Genomic DNA, 19,769 nt, shown 5'->3' with positions numbered 1-19,769 from the left:
CTCAGGTGTCGTCAGCGGGTGCCGGGCTCGTGTGGGATGTCGTCGACCGGCTCTGCGGGCGAGCGGCGGAACGTGGCGCGATAGTCCCGCGGTCGCCGGCCCGTGTGCCGGGCGAAGACGGCGCTGAACGTACTCGCGTCGGCGTACCCGACGTCGGCCGCGATGCGTGCGACAGTCCTGTCGGTCGTCTCCAGCAGATGCCGGGCCCGGCCGACCCGAGCGGACTGCAGGTACGCGAGCGGGGTCTGGCCCGCCTCCTCACCGAAGCGACGGAGCATCGTCCGCGTGCTCACGTGAAACGCCGCGGCGAGGGCGGGGAGGTCGTAGCGGGACCCCAGATTCCGGTCGAGCCACCGCTTCACGCCATGTGAGAACTCGCGCCCCGCGACGGGCAGCAGCGCCGGATCGACGTACGGGGCCTGGGTGGTACGGGCGTCGTCGACGAGCGCCACGCGCGCGGTGCTGCGGGCGACGCCGGGGCCGTCCTGTTCGCGGATGAGCTGGAGTGCGAAGTCGTACATGGCACTGAAGGCGGCCGTGGTCGTCACCCCGCGGTCCGTGACGACCAGGCGCTCGGGGCACACCTTGACGTCGGGGTACCGGCGGGCGAGGCGATCCGCGAACAGCCAGGAGGTCGTCGCCTCGCGCCCGTCGAGCAGGCCGGCCTCGGCAACGAGGAAGGCGCCGACGCAGATCGACACCACGGCGGCTCCGGCGACTGCCTGCGAGCGAATGGCTGCCACTTCGGGCCTCAGGTTCGCCATGGCCGCGTCGAGATCGAGCGCGGGCGAGAGCTCGAAGCCCGGCACGATCAGCACGTCCACCGGGCGCATGGCCGAGACGCCGACGGTCAGACCACCGGACGTGATGACGCGCCGCCTGGGCGAGACCACGAACGCTTCGCACGAGGGTCGTACCGCCCCCTGCGCCTCGGCGACATGACGGGCCATCACCAGCAGGTCCGGAACTCCGAACACCTCCGAGCCGAAACACCCGGGGTAGGCCAGCACTCCCAGTCGTAGTGCACTCATGTGTACTCCTGGCACGAACGGGTGGCGATATCACCGCAGTATCTGGCGATGCCGCCGTTTCTGAGGGCGACAGTCTCCTGCCACGCTGCCTCGCATGACAACCGCACACCCGCGACTCGACGACCCCCTGGACGACTTCACGCACCGCGTCATCGACGTCGACACGGTCGCCAAGACCGTGCACGTCATCGGGTCGGGACCGGCCGTCGTCCTGCTGCCCGAGATGCCGGGGATCAGCCCTGACGTCGCACGCCTGGCACGCTGGCTGCGCGATGCCGGCTTCCGCGTGTATCTGCCCTCCTTGTTCGGCGTCGACGGCGCCTACCCGACCGCCGACGCGGGCCAAGCCGTCGTCCGGCGTGCCTGCGTCAGCGCCGAGTTCCGTGCATTCGCCGGTGGCGGCACCAGCCCCGTCGTGGCGTGGCTGCGCGGACTCGCACGCGTGGCGCACGCGGAGTGCGGCGGCCCGGGCGTCGGTGCGGTCGGGCTGTGCTTCACCGGCAACTTCGCCCTGACCATGACCCTCGAACCCGCCGTCGTCGCCCCCGTCGTCAACCATCCCTCACTCCCCCTCGACGACCCAGGGGGCCTGGAGCTCGCAGCCGATGACGCCGCCCGCGTGGCCGAGCGCATCCGACGCGACGGCCTCAAGGTGCTCGCCTACCGCTTCGAGAACGACAGGTGGTGCACCGGCCAACGGTTCGCGGCCTACCGCACTCTGCTCGGCGACGCGTTCGACGGCCGGGTGCTCACGGACGAAGTGGCGAACTCGAACCCGCCGCCCTTCTTCCGTGACGTCGTCGGCTGCGCCCACAGCGTCACCACGGCCCATCTCGTCGACGAGCAGGGTCACCCCACGGCGCGCGCCCGTGACGAGATCATCGCCTTCCTCGCCGAACGGCTGGGGGCGACGACACCCGACATGGGAGCCGACGGGCCGAACTGATGCCAGCGCTGGACCGATTCAGGCCACCCGCTGTGGTGGCCTCCTTGCCACCGACGACGAGGCTCGCGCAGCGCCCGACCACGTCCAGGGCCGGGCCGCGACCAAGGCCCCAAGGCCGGTGACGTCGTACCCGTCGCCCCCGCGGGCCGTTGTTCCGTCCGGACGGCCCGGTCCGGTCCTGTCGTCAGTTCCGGGCCGCGCGACGGCGTACGACGACGACCGCTCCCGCGCCGACGGCGAGGATCGCGGCGGCCGCGCCCGTCAGGGGCAGGACGTCACCGGAGCCGGTGTCCGCCATCCCGCCGCCGGTCGTCGACGAGCCCGAGGCCCCGGTCGCCGTCGAGCCGCTGCTGGAACCGGAGTTGCCCGTGGAGGACGTCGAGCCGGACCCGCCGGTCGAGCCGCCGCCCGTGGAGCCGTTGCCGCCCGTGGAGCCGGACCCGCCCGTCGAACCGCCGGCGCCGTCCACGTCGAGCAGGATCGGGGCCGAGTCGTTCTTCTTGTTCTTGTCGTACGGGCGCTCCTCGACGCCCAGCCTCACCGAACCCTCGGCCCCGGGGACGACCTTGTCGATCCGAAGCTTGAAGTAGTAGGTGACGGAGCCCTTCTCCTCGATCCAGTAGTTGGCGAGGCCGCAGCTGTAACTCCCGGCGGCCACCTTCGAGCAGGCGCCGGACGGCTCGGTCACCGTCGTGCCGGCGGGCATCTTGATCAGGACCTTGGCGACGGGGTGGCCCGTGGCGGACAGCACCCAGCCCGGCCCCGCGTTGGTGAACTTGGCGTTCAGGGAGACCGTGTCCCCGACGCGGCCCTTCAACCGGGTGACCGGCACCTGGAAGTCGGCCGTGTTCGCCGCGGTGACCGGCAGGCTGACGGAGTCCCAGTCCGGGTGGTTCACGTCGTCGTCGCCCACCGGCGTGGTCGAGGGCAGCTCGGTCAGCTTCACCGCGGGCCCGGTGCCCCGGACGGTCTCCTCGGTACCGTCCTCGCCGCCGGAGTCCTGCGTGGCCACCGTCATGCGGAGGGTTTCGTACAGCGCGTGGTCGAGGACGTCCACCTTCAGTGCCTTCTCGGGCGCGTACACCGAACCGGCCTTCACCGTCTGGTCGAACTCGCAGACCGCGGTGGAGTGGCTGGGGTTTTCGTCGAAGGAGCCGATCTCGTAGCGGGTGCAGTTGGACGGCAGATCCCGGGGGGCCAGGCCACGACTGACGGTGTAGGACAGGTAGACCTTGTCGAGATCAGTGGTGCCCTTGTTCGCGAACGTACCGGGCACCTGGAAGCTTCCGCCGGGCTTCACCCCGTCGACGGAGGCCAGCGGGGCGAGCGCCAGCCCGGCCGAAGACCCGTCGGCGGAAGCGGGCACGGAGGCGAGGCCGATCAGGCCGACGACACCGACCGCGGCTGAGGTCAGCGTGGCCGCGATCCTGCGTGACGGGCGACGGTGGAAAGAGGTCCGGTGCATGTGGGGGGGATCCCTCGAAACGAATCGGCGGACAAGTACAGACGAACGACAGGGGAACGGTGATCCCCGAACATCAGACCCCTTTGGCCACCGGACGGTTGTACGAGGCGGCCATCTGCCTTTCTCAACCACGATCTTGTCGTGGCCATTCATCCAGGAGGACGCGGCCAGGCCGCAGCGGAAACCGCAGTCAGTGAAGCGATAGGGGCACAGCGGCGCAGGTGGCGGAAGCCTCGCACGAGCTCCGTACGGACAGCCCGGTCGACCGCTAAGTGCACCGCAGCGGCGTACTGGTGTCGTGCACCGACGGGATCGCACGGGCTGAACGGGTGGGGCACTCGCTTACTCGGCGGGTGCCGAGAAGTCGACCCGCATCACTGTCCGTCCCCGGCGTGGGGGTGTCCGTCGGGGGACCCGGGCGGCGGTGACGGCGGGGGTCCGCCCTGGCCGGTCCGCTGCTGGTCGTGGAGTTCCACCAGCCGTCGGTTCTTCTCGTACCAGCGCTTCATCCACCGAGGGATCAACACCGCGGTCACCGCCAACGGGACGGCGAACACCACCAGCACGGCGAGCGCCGCGCCCGGCCGGTCCCGCAGCACCCCCGCGACGGCGAAGCACCCGACGCTGAGCAGCGCGGCGAAGAGGGCGAACTTCTTCGCTCCGTTCGCCTCGTAGGTGGTGACACCCCGACGCGCCGATGCCGGCTCTTCGGCCGTGACAGACGGGGTCGTGCCCGGCCGCGCGGTGGGAGCGTCCCACATCGGCAGAAGCGGGCCCCCGGCGCGCAGCCGTTCCTGAGTCTGCCGGGCACGCTGTCGAACCGGCGGTGAATCGTTCCGGACGAAGACCAGGCGGATGGTGCTCTTGCTCGGCATCTCGGTCGCCTGGAGGTCGTAGCCGAACTCGAAGCCGATCGCCGTGATCCTGTCGGAGTGCCTGCCCTCGAGACCGCCGAGCAGGAACTCGGCCCGGCCTCGCCCGTCGAAGCGGGACAGTATCTCCGGGTCTTTCATGGTGCGGCTCACTTCCCCTGCCTGGCTGCTCTGTCCTTCTCGCTGCCGGTCTCCCAGGCGTTCTCGAACGCCACGAGCAGATCGCCGCCCGGCGGCGCCGCCTCGACGGTCTGCCGGCCGTTCTTGGGAGCGAGGTATCCCAGGACGGTCGGGTCCGCGATCAAGGCGGCGACCGTGTCCACCAGGCCGAAGTTGGCGGCCGCGTCCGCGTCGCGGCCGGCCGCGACGACCCGTGAGATGCCCTTGAGGGCGCCACCGAACGGCGGCGCGCCGAGGGCGTCCTGGGCCAGGGTCCGGTTGGAGACCACGGAGTCGCCGCCGACGGCTCGAGCGGCGCCGTGCAGTCCCGGCGCGCCGAGTGCGAAGACACCCGACGCGATCCCGACCGTCGCGGCCCCCGCCGCGAACACCGGGGCCGGCGGGCCGGTGACCGATGCACGGACTCCGATCTCCGACTCCACAGCCTCGGCCACATCGTCGCGTTCGTGCTGGTAATCGGTGCACAACGCGACCGGATCGGCGGTAGCCGGCGCACAGCGGTGGGAGCCGTTGTTCTAACGTCGTTGCATGAAGCAGGAGTTGAGGGTGGCGGCCTACGCCGTGTGTGTACGAGACGAGGCGATCCTCCTCGCGCGCCTGACGTTGAGGGACGGCAGCAAACGCTGGACGCTGCCCGGTGGAGGAATCGACCACGGCGAGGACCCGTACGACACCGTGATCAGAGAGGTCGAGGAGGAGACCGGGTTCGCGATCGAACCGACGGTGCTGCTCGGTGTCGACTCGCAACGGCACACCTATCCGCGCCGTCTCGGCGCCACCGCCGACTTCCAGAGCCTGCGGATCGTCTACGAGGCCAAAGTCACCGGCGGCGAACTGCGCCACGAAGCAAACGGCTCCACCGACATGGCGGCCTGGCATCCGTTGAAGCAGATACCCGCACTGGACCGGGTGCTGCTTGTCGACGTCGGGCTCACTCTCTGGCGGGAGCGCCCGGTGATCGGTCGTGCACCGGGGATACCCGAACCGCCCCCAGCACCCCCGCCCGGCGGAGCCCCGAGGAAGTAACTCCCCCTGGCAGGGAGTAAGCGCCCCCTTCGAGGCCGGGGCGCACACCGCCTGACGGCCCACCGTCACGGCCGCGCCTCTCGGGGGCCCACCGAGCGAGGAACCACGGGAACCCGTGCCGCTCTCGACGCGGACGGCAGGAGCAAGGTCGCCAAGCGCAGGTACAGCGACAGCCGGTGGGCACGCTCCGAGGCGGTCCTCGTTCGGATCGGCCACCGGGTTCGCGGGCTTCGCGCCGAGTACGGTCGCGGCTGTGCATCCTCGGATGTGGTGCGGACGCCAGCACGAAGGAAGGCCAACCATGATCCTCCCGAAGGTCAGAGATCCTCGCTTCGTGACGATCCGCCGCGGTGGGACCCTCACTGATGCGGACCACCATCTCCTCGCCCTCTGGGCGGCGGACTGCGCGGAGCACGTCCTTGACCTCTTCGAGTCGGCCCAGCCCGCAGACCCACGACCCCGCCAGGCCATCGAACATGCCCGCGCCTGGGTGCGTGGCGAGGTCAAGATGATGCAGGCCCGCGCGGCGGGCGGCCATGCCATGGGCGCGGCCCGGGACCTGCGCGGGGCAGCACGGCACGCCGCTTACGCCGCCGGCCAGGCCGCGGTCGTCGCACACGTCGCCGCGCACGAGCTCGGTGCGGCTGCCTATGCGATCAAGGCCGCACGCTCCGCCGCATCAAGAGACGAGAGTGAGGCCGCGGGGCGACTCGAGTGCCGATGGCAGCGCGACCAGCTCCCGGAGGCGATTCGCGAGCTCGTCCTTGACGACCAGCGACTGCGCAACGACATCTGCTGGTCCGTGTTCGACTGCTGAGGCGGCTGCGGCGGCAATACCCCCAGCCTGCTCCTGGGTGCGGGGGCCGGTGTCGGCCTGGACCTCGTTGACGATCAGGTCGTCGCGCCCGCTGGCGGTACCGCGGCCGATGCCGGCGGTGCAGCGGGCGGCCCCAGGGCTGGACCGGGGGCTGGATGCAACCGCCCTTGAGCGCGGTCGCACACGACGGGTGTTGGTGCCCCTCCTACCAAGAGTTCAGGACGAAGAGGTCGTACCAGATAGCGCGGGGACCGCGGGGAAGTGTGATCGGCGGTGGCTTCAGGGAAGTCGCCGCCGATCACGTCCATCAGCGCATATCTGTGAGCAGGGTGTTGAGCTCAGCCTCCTGCTGTGCCGGTGACATCGGCGGGTTCGAGTGGTCGATGCCGAAGGTCTTCAGCACCTGGTCCATCTGGGCGTCGAGAAACGTCCAGCCGGTGTTGTCCAGCGGCTGCAACGTGGCCTGATCGGCATCCCAGAGATCTCGCAGGGACTGGGCGGCCTTGTGGGCACCGGATGCGTTCCCCGTCCGCGCGTCCTTGAGCGAGGTCGAGGCCAGTGCCTTCAGCGCGTCGACCTTCGCTGCCGGGAACTTCTTCACGGCCTGGCCGGGGGCGAGGTGAACGGTGGAGGTGGCGTCTTCCTCCGGCGCCGGTCCGACGTGCGGCTGGCTGTGCGCCCAGCCCAGCAGTGCCCCCGTGGCGACCGCGAGGAGGCCGAAGCCGGCCAGCGCGACACGCTCCCGTCGCGGATCGGCGGCGACCAGCGGGATGTGCGTGGCGTCGTAGGTCTCGGTCACGTCGGAGCGCGTCACCGTCAGGTAGACGACGGTCGCCAGGATCAGACCGAGGAAGATCAGGCTGGTGGTGAAGGTGCCCAGCGCGAGACCGGTCGGCTCGCCGGGCTGAGCGACCTTGGGGGAGGCGAGCCAGTCGCCGATGTTGGCGCCCAGGGGGCGGGTCAGGATGTAGGCGAGCCAGAAGGACAGCACCGGGTTCGCGCCGAACTTCCACAGCAGTGTGATCGCCGCGATGAGGCCGAGAGGCAGGAGGACCGAGACTCCCGGGCTCCAGCCGGTGAGCTCGAGGGTCCAGTCGCCGGTCGCGGTGCCGAGCGCGAAGGTGACGAGAACGGTGAGCCAGTAGAAGGACTCACGCGGCAGCGTGTTGACCGAATGGATGGAGAGGGTGCGCTCGCGCAGCCACCACACACCGAAGACCACGGCGAGCAGGACCGAGAACACCGTGGTGCTGATCCACAGCGGCACGTTGAGCTGGTCGGTCAGGATGTCGGTGTAGAGCGTTCCCGTGACGCTGACGACGACCACGGTCAGCCAGTACGGGAACGGGACGTACCGCTTCAGCCGCAGCTGGACGCCCAGGACCAACACGAACACCGCGGTGAAGATCCACGCCGTGTTCACCAGGCCGACGCCCAGCTTCATGTTGATCCAGTCGGCGAAGCTCTCACCGACGGTCGTGCACAGGACCTTGATCACCCAGAACCAGATGGTGACCTCGGGAACCTTGTTCAGCATCAGCCGCCCTCTGCGGTGGCCGGTGCCCACTTCGTTTGTCGTCGTCATGCGGCAAGGCTGGCTCGGCCAACCTGCACTCAACCTGACTACGCGATCGCCTCCGGTGTGGGGAAGATGACCTCGACGCGACCATGACCGTCGGCGATCGCGCGAACCGCCACGCCCGCGGACGCGGCAAGGCGCTTCACCACGGCCAGCCCCAGCCCGTGCCCGTCGCCACTGGTCACACCCGCTTCGAAGACCCTGTCGACCTCCGCCGGATCGAACCCCGGACCGTCGTCGAGGACATCGATCACGATCCCCTGCGGCTGCACGCGCCCCGTGACCCAAACGCGCGACTTTGCGTGCCGCAGGCCGTTCTCCAACAGGGGTGACAGCACAGCGACGACGAATTCCGTGGCCACGGCGACATCGACGTCGGCCGGGACGGCGAGATCAATGGCACGACCAGCGATCGCCTGTCGCGCCGCTGCCGTGAGATCGCAGCTGGTACCGCCGTCGATCCGTGACCGGGCGGAGCCCAGAATCGTCGCAATCGCCGCGTTCAGACGGTCGACCTCGGTCAGCACGGACTCCGGTGCCAGATGATGACCGGAGAGCTGGGCCAGCTGGGCCTCACCCCGCAGCGCCGTCAACGGGGTCCGCAGTTCGTGGGCGATCTCATCGGTGAGCCGGCGCTCGTCGGCGAGCGCGTTGTCCACACGGTCGAGCAGGCGATCGAGGGTTCGCCCAAGTTCCCCGAACTCGTCGCGCGGAACGCCGAGGTCGAATCGGCGCCCGGGTTCGTGATCGCCCCAGTCGTCGGCGAGAGCGGCCATGACGCGGACCACCCGCAACGCACGACCCACCACGACGTGTGCGACGACGCCCGCGAGAAGGATCACGATGCCGCCCAGCATGAGCGACATCATCAGGCTGCGCTGCTCCGACGTCTCATACGGTGTCAGGTCGACCCGCACGACCGCCATGACGTGGTGGCCCTCGAGTCTGATCGGCCGGGCGTAAAGAAGGTGACTGCCGACCGTGGTGGTTTGGGACCGCCCGGAACGAACCAGCCCGTCGACGCGGTCGGCGACACTGTCCGGCACGATCCCGTCGATGAGGTGCCCATCGGCGTAGACCCACGAGACCGTGTCCAGCGCTTCGTTGCCGCCCTCGATCAGCACGACGTGGCGATCGCGTACGACTACGTTCGGCGCCACCGCCTCTGCACGGGTGTGCGCCAGGGTGTTCGCGTCGGCGTCGGTCACCTGGCTCAGCAGCACGTGTGAGACCACCACCAGGACGGCGACCACCGCAGTTGCGATCAGAACCGCGAGCGCGACAACTCGCCCACGGAAGCCTGTCACTCCCATCGGTAGCCCACTCCGCGGACCGTCGCCAGGCGCTCGGCGACGCCCAGCGCACCGAGTTTGGTCCGTAGCCGCCGGACAAAGGAGTCAAGGGTGTTGTCGCTGACCTGCGCGCCGTGCGGCCAGCCGGCGGCAACGAGGGCGTGGCGGCGCACTGCGTCGCCCTGCGAAGCGACCAGCCTGCCCAGCAAGCGGAATTCGGTCGGCGTCAGGCTCTCGCTCGTCGAACCGTGGATCACGACGTGCTTCGCCGGGTCGAGAACGACGCCACTCTGCGGGGTCGCCGCGGTTGTTCTGCGGAGCAGGGCGCGGACCCTCACCAGGAGCTCCGGGATGTCGAACGGTTTCGTCATGTAGTCGTCGGCTCCCGCCTCGAAGCCGCCCACCTTGTGGTGCATGCCATCGAGCGCGGTGAGCATCAGGACCGGAGCATCGACGCCACGTGCCCGCAGCGCCAGGCAGACATCGCGGCCGTCGGCGTCGGGGAGCCCCAGGTCCAGAACGATCAGGTTCGGGGTCGGCTCGAGGTTGCTCAGCAGGCTGTCCGCCGTGGGAGTCACGGCGATCCTGTGACCGTCGTGCTCGAGGGCGCGCTTGAGGACGTCGCGGACTGCCGCGTCATCCTCACACACCATGATGAAAGCCACGCGCTGCCCCTAGGTCGTCCAGCCGGATGCTTCATGCTTCGTGCTTCGCGGTCGCCACGCTTGCCTCCCGTGGGACTCGTGACGGCGTCCCCTTCCGGCCCGGATGGACGGTCCTGATCCCGGCGAGCTGCCGTGCTTACGCGCACCGTTCACCTCGGAACGACGAGCGCAGATCAGACGCCTGAATGACTACAGCCCTGTAGACGTCATCAGGAACTCTAACCGCTCACCGGGAGGGGCTCCCGCATCTCGAGTCGAGGCGACCGAGAAGGCCCCCGCCTTCGACGGAACGCCGCCGTGGCCCCGATGGGGGCTCACGGTACCCTCTGCCCCTACAGGGTGTAGTGGAAGAGCAGGAATTGTTTGCAAGCTCACACCTTGTCGGAATATCAGGCAGAAAGTCCGGTCGCGCGGCACAGCGCCTGGCCCCATCCGGTTCAGCGCCCGGCGTCTCGGCGACCGGCGGCCGGCGTCTCGGCCGCCACGCGCGACTCATGTTTTTCATTTCGTCCGGGCCGCTCAAGCCACGTCCTGACTGCTGCGCTCCGGGTCGGTGACGTCCACACGCGTTGCGGCCAGGTACACGACCAGTCCGACTACCACCATCAGGAACAGTGCGCTGGTCACGACCGTACCCAGCTCCAGACCACCGTCCCCGCTCGGCCGGGAGAGGTAGTCCCCGATGGAGGCGCCGAGCGGACGGGTCAGGATGTAGGCGAGCCAGAAGCTCCACACCGCGTCCAGGTCGAGCTGGAAGTGTGCCAGGCCCACAGCGGCGATGGCGAGGCCGAACAGCACCGCGGACAGCCAGTAGCCGAGGTGAAGCCGCTCCGAGACAAGGTCGCCGGCGGCGGTGCCGAGGGCGAAGGCGAACAGGACGGCCACCCAGTAGAAGGACTCGCGGCTGGTTGCGTCGATGCTGTGGATCGACAGGGTGCGCTCGCGCCGGTACCAGACCACGAACACGATCGCGAGGCCGATCGCGAAGACCGTGGTGGTCATCTCGAGCGGGGCGCCCGTGGCATCGACGAGGATGTCGCTGGCCAGGGTGCCGACGATGCTGACCAGGGCGACGACCGGCCAGTACAGACCCGCCCGGTACTGCGCGCTGCGGAACTGGGCGGCCAGCACGACGGCCAGCAACGTACTCATCAGCACTGACACCCCGGTCAGGCCGAGACCGGCCTTCCGGTTCAGCAGATCGGCCGCGGTGTCGCCGACCGTCGCGCAAAGGATCTTTATGGTCCAGAAGTAGACCGTGACTTCGGGGACTTTGTTCCAGCCCTGCCGAGGGCCGAACTGCGGAACCGCAAGCGGAGTCGCCACTGGGAACCCGGCCGTCTCAGAGCTTTCAAAGGTCATGGTGCTCGACCGTGCCGCCAGGAACCTGAACACATCCTGACCACCGCGCGGCACCACGCACGCCGGTCGCTTCGAAGCAGCATGGCCCCCATGAACCATGGCTCGAACCACCGCCGCATACCGGCCGTCCGTCCCTCACCAGCCGATACAACGGACGAAGGCCCCCTTGAGCACAACACGCCCCCCAGCCCACCCACCGAATGAGCGTGCCGGCGCCTGGCTGAAGCACCGGCTGAACCGGGCGGTGGTTCTTTCCTATGCAGCCGCGGCACTGCTCCCCGCCCCGGGGCTATGGCTGCGGTGCACCCACCGCGTGCCGCTCGGCCCCGTGCTGCAAGTACCGCTGCCCCCGCTTCCGTCCTGCTGGCCCTGGTGCTCTGCTGGCTGATCACCGCCATGATCCTCATCGTGGCCATGCCGGTCGCCGCCGGGGGACGGCCTGGACGAGTACGGGCGACGGCGACCAGCCGACGATGGTGGGACTCGTCCTCCTCCCCACCCTCCTCAGCCCCCTCGTCATCGGGGCCCTGCTGCCCCTGATGAACGGCAGTGGCACGGCCGCCCTCGCGGCCACAGGGCACACGACCCGCGGCGGCTTCGCGCTCGTCGGCAGCAAGGGACCTTGCGGCCGGATGAAAAAGTCGCCGGTCTCATGCAACCGTCGTGCCCCTTCGGGAGTCTTGTGTGCGTCGATCTTGACCGGGTCATGTCGGGCGCAGCCCGGGTGTGCCGGTACACCGCCGTCCGTTCCGAGTTCCCCTCTCTGGAGGACCCGTGCGTAAACGCACCCTGCTGATGTCCGCCACGCTGCTGGCCTCCGGCCTCACCCCTCTGATCGTGGTGAGCGCCGAGGCCGCCGGTGGCACGCCGGGCGACGTGAACAAGGACGGCTATCGCGATGTCGTCGTGTCCGCCCCCGACGCCACGGTGGCCGGTCACGCCAAGGCCGGTGCCGTGGTCGTCCTGTACGGCACCTCGCACGGCATCGATCCCTCCAGACGCACCGTGCTGACCCAGAACTCGACCGGTGTCCCAGGAACGGCGGAAGGCGGTGACCGCTTCGGCGCGGCCGTCGTTGTGCACGACCTCAACGGCGACGGGTACAGCGACCTGGTCGTGGGAGCCCCCGGCGAGGACGTCGCGGGAGACGACGGCGGCGGCTCGGTCACCGTCGTCTACGGCACCGCGTCGGGTCTGACGAGAGCGAAGACGGTCCAGGACCCGTGGCCGGCCTCGCACGACGCATACGGACGCACGCTCGCCGTGGGAACCTACAACGGTCTGAACCCGGTCAACGACGGCAAGCTGTCGATCGCCGTCGGCGCCAACGACGCCGAAGTCACCTTCGTACCGGCTGACTTGTCCGCGCAGTCCAACACCTCGGGCAGCGGCTTCGCGTTCAACCCGGCCCACGGCATCGTCGCGCTGACGCCGATCGACGTTCCCGGCACCGACGACGACCGTCTGATCGTCCACGGCCGGGGCACGGGTGACGGAGGCTGGGGCTACGACGGCACAGGCGACGACCCGCGTACCGCGTTCGCCGACCCGGCCGGCTTCGAGGGCGCCGACCTGCCCGCCGGCACCACGTCGGCCGTGGGCGATCTGAACGGCAACGGCTCACCCGATCTCGTCATCGGCAACCCCGAAGACCCCACGCAGAGCCCGGACACCTCGCTCGGCGGCCGGGTGACCATCTACTACGACGCCGGATACTCCGGCTCCCCGAACCGGGTCCAGACCATCACCCAGGACACCCCGGGCGTGCCGGGATCCGGATAGGCGAAGGACCGCTTCGGCGCCTCCCTCGCCATCGGTGACACCGACAAGGACGGGCGCGCCGACCTCGTGATCGGCGCCCCGGGCGAGAACGGAGGCAGCGGCGCGGTCACCGTCATACGCGGCACCGCGACCCTCCTCGACACGGCCCACGCCGTCACCTGGACACAGAACAGCACCGGAGTCCCCGGCGGTTCGGAGACGGGCGACGCCTTCGGTACGGGCGTACGGGTCGTCGACCTGAACAAGGACGGCTACGCGGACCTCGTCATCGGCGCTCCCGGAGAGGACGGCGGGGCGGGTGCCGTGTGGTGGCTGCGGGGCTCGGCCTCCTCCGTCACCGCGACCGGAGCCGTCAGCGCCGGCGCCGGAGGTACCGGCCTCGGCTCGGCCGGTGGCGCGCACCTCGGCAACGTGGTGACCGGCCCATGACGTCGCTCCGCTCCCTCCCACCTTTCCTCGATCCCGGAGCCCCCATGTCCTCCCGCACCGCCGGCCGCGTCCGCGTCCCGGGCGCCTTCACCTCCCGAATCCTGGCCTCCGCCATCGCCGTCAGCACCGCCGCCACCCTGACCGCCGTCGCACTGCCGGCCACAGCCGTCGCGGACGCGCCCTACCGGGGCGCCAACACCGCCGCGGTCCAGGACGACTTCAACGGCGACGGATACCGCGACGTGGCCGTCGGCGCGCCCGGAGCCGCCAACGGCTCCGTCGACGCGGCGGGCGCGGTCGTCGTGCTGTACGGCTCGGCAAACGGTCTCGCCGCCTCCCACCGCACCGTGATCACGCAAGCCACCTCCGGCATCCCCGGAACACCGGAGGAATGGGACCGGTTCGGCACCGCCGTCACCTCCGCCGACATCGACCGCGACGGCTACGCCGACCTGCTCGTCGGCACCCCCGACGAGTCCGTGGGCACGATGGGGGGGCATCGGTTCGCTCACCGTGGTGTGGGGAGGCCCGTCCGGCCTCAAGGGCGGAGCTTCCGTCCCGACGCCGACCGGCCTGGACGAAGGTTGTCGCTTCGCGGCCGGTCTCGCCGTCGGCGACGTCAGCGGTGACGGAGCCCCCGACGTCTCCGTCACGGGAGAGTGCGGCGCCACCACCTACACCGGACCCTTCACCCGCACCGGCACCCCGGCGGCACGGAACTTCGTCAACGACCTCGGCACCAACCGCGGAGTCGTCGTGGGCGACGTCGACGGCGACGGGAGAGCCGAACGCTTCTGGCTGCCGGGCCCGACCGACGGAGACGAGAGCGGCCCCGTCTACGCAGAAGGACACGACGGCAGGTACACCGAACTGCCCCTCGCCGACGGACTGTCCGGCCAGATCGGCGACATCAACCGCGACGGATACGGCGACCTCGTCACCGGAGCGCCCTACGACGCGTCCCTCGGCTCGTCCCCCTCCACCCACCGCGGCGGCGAGATCCAGGTTCTCTACGGAAGCGCCCAAGGCATCGCCCCCGGCCAGAAGCCGCAGATCATCCACCAGGACACGCCCGGTGTACCCGGCAGCGGAGAGAACGGCGACCAGTTCGGCATGTCGCTGGCCGTCGGCGACACCAACGGCGACAAGTTCGCCGACGTCCTGGTAGGAGCACCCTGGGAGGCCCTGGGATCCGTCAAGGGCGCCGGACAGGCGACCCTGCTGCGCGGATCGGCCACCGGGCTCACCGCCACCGGCTCGCTCGCCTACACACAGGACACCAGCGGCGTGCCCGGAACAGCCGAGAGCGGCGACCTGTTCGCCACTTCGACGCACCTGGTCGACGTCACCAAGGACGGCAAGGCCGAGGTGATCGTGGGCGCCCCTGGCGAGAACCTGGACGGCCTGCTGTGGACGGCCCGCGGATCCGCCGCCGGACCGGTGACCAGCGGATCGACGACGATCAGCGGAACAGGCGCCGGTCTCACACGCGAGTACACCGAGATCGACTTCGGAGAGGCACTCCCGGGCGCGCACTCCACCGTCTGAGGGACATGACAGGACACCGACGCCGTGGACCCGGCCGGTCCACGGCGCCGCTCCACCCTCTCCTGCTCCCAGGCGAGCCGTCCGGTCCTCACGTCACGCCGCACTCCCCCGGGCGGGGTCGCGATGGGCCAGGATGCCCGTATGAGAACGCCCTTCGGCCGTCCGAGTCTGCGCCCCTTCCTTCCGTACAAGCAGCCCGCCGCGCCCGGCCACGACGGGGTGGTCGCGTACTTCCTGGGCACCAGTTCCGTGCTGTTCTCCGACGGGGAGACCTCGGTGCTCAGCGACGGATTCGTCAGCCGGCCGGGGCTGTTGCGGGTGGCGGCGGGCAGGATCTCGCCCGACCGCGCGCTCGTACGCGCCGCGATCGACCGGCTCCGGGCGCGGGACCTCGCGGCGGTGTTCTGCGCTCACTCCCACTACGACCACGCCCTGGACGCCCCGGTGTGGGCGCTGGAGACCGGCGCGGACCTGATCGGCTCACGGTCCACCGCGAACATCGGCCGGGGCTCGGGCGTGCCGGAGTCGTCCCTGCGCGTGGTCGCGGACGGGGACACGGTGTCGTACGGGCGTTTCGGGCTGACCTTCCTGGACTCCGTGCACAGCCCCGGCGACCGCTTCCCCGGCACCGTCGACGAGCCCCTCGTCCCACCGGCCCGCGCGGGCGCCTGGCGGACCGGCACCGCCTACAGTGTGGTCCTCTCCCATCCCAGGGGCCGTGTGCTGCTGCACGCCAGTGCCAACTTCCGGCCCGGCGCGCTGCGTGGTGTGGACGCCGACGTCGTCTATCTGGGTATCGGCGACCTGGGCAGGCGACCGGCCGGGTTCGTACGTGCCTACTGGGACGAGGTCGTGGTCACGACCGGGGCCCGCCGTGTCGTCCTCGTGCACTGGGACGACTTCTTCCTCGGCCTCCACCGGCCCCTGCGGCCCATGCCCTACGTCATGGACGACCTCGGCGTCACGACGGACCGGCTGCTGCCGCTGGCCCGTCGTGACGCCGTCGACGTCGTCATGCCCGTCGCCTGGCAGCCGTCCGCCCCGCTCGTCGGCCTCGGGTGAACCCTGGCCCGAGGGTCAGAACTGCTCGACGAAGTACGGTTCGACGGTCATCCAGCCGTTGCCGGAGGCTCCGTTGAGCCGGCCCGTGGAGTTCCTGGCCAGGGTGTACCAGGACTCCACGTAGTCGGGGTCGTCGGTGAACCAGGAGTCGGGCATCGCCGACAGCACCGCGTTCACCAGCGGGATGTAGGTGCCCTGGTCGGTGACGGTCAGCAGGGCCGTGGTGAGGGCCTGGGCGAGCGACTTGTAGTTGGTGCCGTCGTCGTCCTCCATCATGACGACGTCGGCCAGGTTGTACTTGTAATTGGACCAGTTGACCAGGATCTGGTTGGGGTAGTACACCGTCCCGTCGTGGTCGAGGTAGGGCATGTCGACCGAGTCGACGCGCGCCTTGCCGTCCTGTCCGAAGCCGGTCACCAGCGAGAACATCTCGGCCGCGCCCTTGAACCAGGGTTCCTGGTCGTCGTTCACCTCAACCGCGGTGACCTTGGTGGCCCACCAGCCCGCCGTGTCCGCGGCGTGCGCGCCCTGGGGCGCGGGTGTGCTGACGCCGTTGTCGGCGAGTTGCTCGCGGAGCACTCGGAGTCCGGCCTTGTGCGCCTTGGCCGCGTCGATGTCCAGGACGTACAGGGGGAATTCGGGTACATGTGTCGCGTCCACGGTGTGGCCGCGGCCCCGGCTGTCGTACGCCGTGATCGTCTTCGCGTGCTCGTCGGAGGCGGCGACCGCGACCCAGGGGGTCATGTCCGGGGTCAGACGGGCACGCATGGAGGCCGCGCCAAGGCGCACGCGAAGCAGTGAACCGGTCGAGGCGGGCAGCCCCTTCAGCGCGGCAACCCGGCGGTTCGCGCCGGCCACGGACGCGGGCAGAGTCCTGCCCGCGAGGCCTCTGGCCTTGTCGGTCAGCGCCTGCAGGTCGGCGTCCTCGGTGGCGAGCGTGGCCGCCCGTACCCTCGCTCGCCAGTCGGACCGTGCCAGCGACGAGGCGAGAGAGCGTGCGACCGCCTTCTCGACGCCGTGGACCGAGGAGTGCGGGGCGGCCGTATGCCGTCGGCCACCGTCGGCCGCCGTGGAGGCGGCGGCGGGCTGGGCGATTCCCAGGACTGCCGCGCACACGATCGCGCCGACCAGTGCTCTGCGTCTGCTGCTTGCTCTGCTCATCGTCTTCTCCGTCGGTCGGTGTCGCCGCGTCAGATGTCGCCGATGCAGTACTTCGGTCCGTGTCCGGGTGCTCGACGTGATCGGGGTCGGATCACCGCGAGCCGCCGCATTGCTTGCCGTGCTCATGACACATCAATGACGACGGTGAACTCCGGTACAACGGCCGGTGGTTGAGTGGCTCAGCCACTGCCGAACCAGTGAAGCAGTCGCACGAGCCGCTCGTCAATCCTCCTATGCACAAGGGGAGTTGCGCGCGTAGACACGGGCGGCCGGCCCACGGCTTTCGCAGGCCACCGGGCTCCCCCGCGGGCTCGCCCCGGTGGACCGGCACGGCGGGTCAGGAACGGTCCGCCGAGAACGTCGTGCAGTTGGGGCCGTAGACCCGGCCGTCCAGGTGATCCGGTGTCTGGGTGTCGTACGAGCCCTGAAGGTTGACGGCCAGGAAGTTCGGCGGCTGCTGGATCCACCGTGTGGCCCGCAGCGTCAGCACGCCGCTCTGGAGGGTGCCCGCCATGGCGAAGGAGCCGCGCGGCACCTGCGGGTTGGACGGCGCGGGGTAGAACGCGAACACGGCGTCCACGGTGCCGTCACCGTGGTCCTCGATGGTGAGCACCAGCCCGGTGATCCCCTGGTTGCAGACGTAGCTCCCGTTCCACCGACCGGAGAGGTCGGTGACGTCGGAGGCGGGTGCGGACGGGCTGTCCTCGGGCGGGGTGCTCGCAGGCGGGGTCGGGGTGTCATCGGGCGTGCCGGCCGGAGTGTACGGGCTGTCCAGCGGCGTCGGCGTGGCGGCGGGCGAGGTGGGACCGTCCAGAGGCGTCGGGCTGCCGTAGGGCGAGGACCCCGGCGAGGAGGCCCCCGAGCCGGACCCGCCGCCGAGCACGGCGTCGGCCTGCCACGCCACGAGCCCGATCGCGACCACCCCGGCGAGAACGGAGCCGATCACGGCCGCTCGCCGTCTGCCGGTGGACGCCCGGGAGGGTGTCCCGGGCGGCCGCGGAACGGGGGTCGGCAGCACGGCGGTCGGCGTGTAGGCGGGCGGCGGGGTCGGCGGCACCGGCCCGGTCACGGTGGGCGCCTGGTGATTCCTTCCGGCGGGGTCCGGGGCCGGCGGCGTGCCGCCCTGCGGACGGCCTCCCCCGGGCGGCGTCTCGGGCACCGTCGCCTCGGGGCCTCCGTCCCGGGCGCCGCGCACCTCCGCGGCCACCATCGGGGGGAGCCACGTCGCGTTCGTGAACAGGAGCGCCGTGCGAGGCGCGCCCGCCGCGTCGATCAGTTCCGACAGCAGCGCGTCCACCGTCGGCCGGTCGCCTGGCCGCTTGGCCAGACAGCGTCCGACCAGTCCGCGGATCGGCCCGGGCACCGCGTCGAGATCGGGGTCGCCGTGGACGATGCGGTACATCAGCCCCTGGGCCGATCCCGTGCCGAAGGGGCCGGAGCCCGACGCGGTGAACGCGAGGACCGCGCCCAGCGCGAACACGTCGCTCGCCGGGCCGACGGGCTCCCCCGTGAGCTGTTCCGGAGACATGAAGCCCGGCGTCCCGATCACCACCCCGGTGCGGGTGATCGCGCTCGCCTCGGTCGCCGTCGAGATGCCGAAGTCGATGACGCGCGGACCGTCGGCGGCGAGCAGCACGTTGGACGGCTTGAGGTCACGGTGGACGAGCCCCGCGGCGTGGATCGCCTCCAGCGCCTCGGCGAGCCCGGCGGCCAGCGTGGTCACCGGGCCGGCCTGCCAGGCGCCGTGCCGGGCGACGGCGGTGTCCAGCGAGATGCCGGGCACATAGGCGGTGGCCAGCCACGGCGGGTCCGCGTCCGGGTCGGCGTCCACCACGCCCGCCGTGAAGACGCCGTTGACCCTCCGGGCCGCGGCGACCTCCCGCGCGAACCGCTGCCGGAACTCGCGGTCCTCCGCGAGTTCGGGCCGCACGACCTTCACGGCGACGGCCCGGCCGCCCTTGGAGCGGGCCAGGTAGACCCGTCCCATGCCGCCGGCACCCAGCCGGCCCACCACGCGGTACGGACCGACCTGATCCGGATCCCCCGCCCCCAGCGCGCGCAAAGACTCCATGTGCCCCCCCCAAAAAAGCCTGCCGCGTCTCCCCACGCGGCGATCACATCATGACGTCAGCAAGCGCTTGCGAGGGTTCCGCTTTCAACAGATCCGGGCCGAATCACCCGGACTCGGCGGCGTTCGAACGCAGTCGCGAGGAGTTGCGCCGGATCGGACGGCTCGTCAGCCGTGCCGGCTCAAGTCGTGCATGAAGCCCTCGACCACGTGGAGTCGGCCCGCACGGACAGTCTCGTCGTAGACGAACCTGCCGACGGCGAGGTCCAGCACTCCCAGGACGAACGGCGCGAACACCAGCGGCCGTCGACGAGCCGTTCCAGCGTGGCCGCGACCGCGTCCGCGTCCGCGGGCGGCGTCACCCGCCCCGCCGTCACGTCGGCGAGCGTGCCGGTCGGGCACCGGGGCGGGCTCGTTGCGGCCGGCCGCGCGAACGGTGCAGCGCGGCGACGACCACCCGATGCAGACCGCTTGGGCTGATCAT

At 70.6% G+C, this 19,769-nt stretch carries 18 protein-coding genes and 2 pseudogenes; 9 read left to right on the top strand and 11 right to left on the bottom strand.

The genetic code is table 11. The features are described from left to right. Positions 1-11: 11 nt before the first annotated feature. Positions 12-1,031 (bottom strand): GlxA family transcriptional regulator, encoded by a 1,020-nt coding sequence (locus IO36_RS21225; protein ID WP_051900769.1) that lies wholly within the window; start codon positions 1,029-1,031, stop codon positions 12-14. Between the two features lie 94 nt (positions 1,032-1,125). Between IO36_RS21225 and IO36_RS21220 the strand changes: the two genes are divergently transcribed. After that, positions 1,126-1,977 (top strand): dienelactone hydrolase family protein, encoded by an 852-nt coding sequence (locus IO36_RS21220; protein WP_037622101.1) that lies wholly within the window; start codon positions 1,126-1,128, stop codon positions 1,975-1,977. A gap of 184 nt (positions 1,978-2,161) precedes the next feature. On the opposite strand, the gene IO36_RS21215 is transcribed toward IO36_RS21220, so the two are convergent. The 3 genes from IO36_RS21215 to IO36_RS21205 form a co-directional block, all read right to left on the bottom strand. Continuing rightward, positions 2,162-3,442, bottom strand: a complete 1,281-nt coding sequence (locus IO36_RS21215; protein WP_037622100.1) for a hypothetical protein — start codon at positions 3,440-3,442, stop codon at positions 2,162-2,164. Between the two features lie 374 nt (positions 3,443-3,816). Next, complete coding sequence (locus IO36_RS46025; protein ID WP_051900767.1) at positions 3,817-4,467, bottom strand: hypothetical protein; 651 nt, start codon at positions 4,465-4,467, stop codon at positions 3,817-3,819. Beyond that, entirely contained in the window at positions 4,464-4,961 is a 498-nt protein-coding gene (locus IO36_RS21205) for a hypothetical protein (protein WP_158997418.1), read from the bottom strand. The genes IO36_RS46025 and IO36_RS21205 overlap by 4 nt, the downstream gene beginning before the upstream one ends. Positions 4,962-5,022: 61 nt before the next feature. On the opposite strand from IO36_RS21205, the gene IO36_RS21200 reads away from it, so the two are divergent. After that, entirely contained in the window at positions 5,023-5,520 is a 498-nt protein-coding gene (locus IO36_RS21200) for an NUDIX hydrolase (protein ID WP_051900764.1), read from the top strand. A 301-nt stretch (positions 5,521-5,821) separates the two neighbouring features. Then, complete coding sequence (locus tag IO36_RS21195; RefSeq protein WP_037622098.1) at positions 5,822-6,337, top strand: putative immunity protein; 516 nt, start codon at positions 5,822-5,824, stop codon at positions 6,335-6,337. A 307-nt stretch (positions 6,338-6,644) separates the two neighbouring features. Here IO36_RS21195 and IO36_RS21190 read toward each other — a convergent pair whose 3' ends face one another. The 4 genes from IO36_RS21190 to IO36_RS21175 form a co-directional block, all read right to left on the bottom strand. Further along, complete coding sequence (locus tag IO36_RS21190) at positions 6,645-7,922, bottom strand: COG4705 family protein (protein ID WP_037622097.1); 1,278 nt, start codon at positions 7,920-7,922, stop codon at positions 6,645-6,647. Positions 7,923-7,960: 38 nt separating this feature from the next. After that, positions 7,961-9,169 (bottom strand): sensor histidine kinase, encoded by a 1,209-nt coding sequence (locus IO36_RS21185; protein ID WP_245173386.1) that lies wholly within the window; start codon positions 9,167-9,169, stop codon positions 7,961-7,963. 50 nt (positions 9,170-9,219) lie between these two features. Continuing rightward, positions 9,220-9,873: a response regulator transcription factor gene (locus tag IO36_RS21180; protein ID WP_037622095.1), complete on the bottom strand. Its 654-nt coding sequence runs from the start codon at positions 9,871-9,873 to the stop codon at positions 9,220-9,222. A 519-nt stretch (positions 9,874-10,392) separates the two neighbouring features. Then, positions 10,393-11,235, bottom strand: coding sequence for a COG4705 family protein (locus IO36_RS21175; protein ID WP_037622222.1), 843 nt, complete (start codon positions 11,233-11,235; stop codon positions 10,393-10,395). A gap of 774 nt (positions 11,236-12,009) precedes the next feature. On the opposite strand from IO36_RS21175, the gene IO36_RS21170 reads away from it, so the two are divergent. From IO36_RS21170 to IO36_RS21160, 6 genes and pseudogenes are all read left to right on the top strand, one after another. Continuing rightward, positions 12,010-13,017 (top strand): integrin alpha, encoded by a 1,008-nt coding sequence (locus IO36_RS21170; RefSeq protein ID WP_051900762.1) that lies wholly within the window; start codon positions 12,010-12,012, stop codon positions 13,015-13,017. A 24-nt stretch (positions 13,018-13,041) separates the two neighbouring features. After that, positions 13,042-13,122, top strand: a pseudogene (locus tag IO36_RS49210) (hypothetical protein); the annotation flags it as partial. A 9-nt stretch (positions 13,123-13,131) separates the two neighbouring features. Beyond that, entirely contained in the window at positions 13,132-13,446 is a 315-nt protein-coding gene (locus IO36_RS44700) for an FG-GAP repeat protein (protein WP_342455126.1), read from the top strand. A gap of 44 nt (positions 13,447-13,490) precedes the next feature. Next, a complete protein-coding gene (locus tag IO36_RS48245) occupies positions 13,491-14,075 on the top strand; it encodes an FG-GAP-like repeat-containing protein (RefSeq protein ID WP_245173384.1) in 585 nt (194 codons plus the stop codon). Beyond that, on the top strand, positions 13,960-14,994 hold the full coding sequence (locus IO36_RS21165; RefSeq protein ID WP_245173382.1) for an integrin alpha: 1,035 nt from the start codon (positions 13,960-13,962) through the stop codon (positions 14,992-14,994). Before IO36_RS48245 ends, IO36_RS21165 begins: the two co-directional genes overlap by 116 nt. 141 nt (positions 14,995-15,135) lie before the next feature. Then, a complete protein-coding gene (locus IO36_RS21160) occupies positions 15,136-16,056 on the top strand; it encodes an MBL fold metallo-hydrolase (protein ID WP_037622094.1) in 921 nt (306 codons plus the stop codon). A 15-nt stretch (positions 16,057-16,071) separates the two neighbouring features. Here the strand turns inward: IO36_RS21160 and IO36_RS21155 are convergent, their stop codons facing one another. From IO36_RS21155 to IO36_RS47725, 3 genes and pseudogenes are all read right to left on the bottom strand, one after another. Further along, complete coding sequence (locus tag IO36_RS21155) at positions 16,072-17,217, bottom strand: DUF3103 family protein (RefSeq protein WP_037622093.1); 1,146 nt, start codon at positions 17,215-17,217, stop codon at positions 16,072-16,074. Positions 17,218-17,554: 337 nt separating this feature from the next. Then, positions 17,555-19,288: a serine/threonine-protein kinase gene (locus IO36_RS43190; protein ID WP_078943347.1), complete on the bottom strand. Its 1,734-nt coding sequence runs from the start codon at positions 19,286-19,288 to the stop codon at positions 17,555-17,557. A 165-nt stretch (positions 19,289-19,453) separates the two neighbouring features. Beyond that, positions 19,454-19,677, bottom strand: a pseudogene (locus IO36_RS47725) (hypothetical protein); the annotation flags it as partial. Positions 19,678-19,769: the final 92 nt, after the last annotated feature.

The sequence above is a fragment of the Streptomyces aureus genome, from assembly GCF_000725495.1.
Taxonomy (GTDB): Bacteria; Actinomycetota; Actinomycetes; order Streptomycetales; family Streptomycetaceae; genus Streptomyces; species Streptomyces aureus_B.
The sequence above is the reverse complement of the archived record's forward strand: the minus strand, read 5'-3'. Positions and strand labels throughout refer to the sequence as shown.

Bases quoted from the DNA above. Each gene is read 5' to 3' on its own strand.
- IO36_RS21225 (WP_051900769.1), bottom strand. From the start codon at position 1,031: ATGAGTGCACTACGACTGGGAGTGCTGGCCTACCCCGGGTGTTTCGGC.
- IO36_RS21220 (WP_037622101.1), top strand. From the start codon at position 1,126: ATGACAACCGCACACCCGCGACTCGACGACCCCCTGGACGACTTCACG.
- IO36_RS21215 (WP_037622100.1), bottom strand. From the start codon at position 3,442: ATGCACCGGACCTCTTTCCACCGTCGCCCGTCACGCAGGATCGCGGCC.
- IO36_RS21200 (WP_051900764.1), top strand. From the start codon at position 5,023: ATGAAGCAGGAGTTGAGGGTGGCGGCCTACGCCGTGTGTGTACGAGAC.
- IO36_RS21195 (WP_037622098.1), top strand. From the start codon at position 5,822: ATGATCCTCCCGAAGGTCAGAGATCCTCGCTTCGTGACGATCCGCCGC.
- IO36_RS21190 (WP_037622097.1), bottom strand. From the start codon at position 7,922: ATGACGACGACAAACGAAGTGGGCACCGGCCACCGCAGAGGGCGGCTG.
- IO36_RS21175 (WP_037622222.1), bottom strand. From the start codon at position 11,235: ATGACCTTTGAAAGCTCTGAGACGGCCGGGTTCCCAGTGGCGACTCCG.
- IO36_RS48245 (WP_245173384.1), top strand. From the start codon at position 13,491: ATGTCCTCCCGCACCGCCGGCCGCGTCCGCGTCCCGGGCGCCTTCACC.
- IO36_RS21160 (WP_037622094.1), top strand. From the start codon at position 15,136: ATGAGAACGCCCTTCGGCCGTCCGAGTCTGCGCCCCTTCCTTCCGTAC.
- IO36_RS21155 (WP_037622093.1), bottom strand. From the start codon at position 17,217: ATGAGCAGAGCAAGCAGCAGACGCAGAGCACTGGTCGGCGCGATCGTG.
- IO36_RS43190 (WP_078943347.1), bottom strand. From the start codon at position 19,288: ATGGAGTCTTTGCGCGCGCTGGGGGCGGGGGATCCGGATCAGGTCGGT.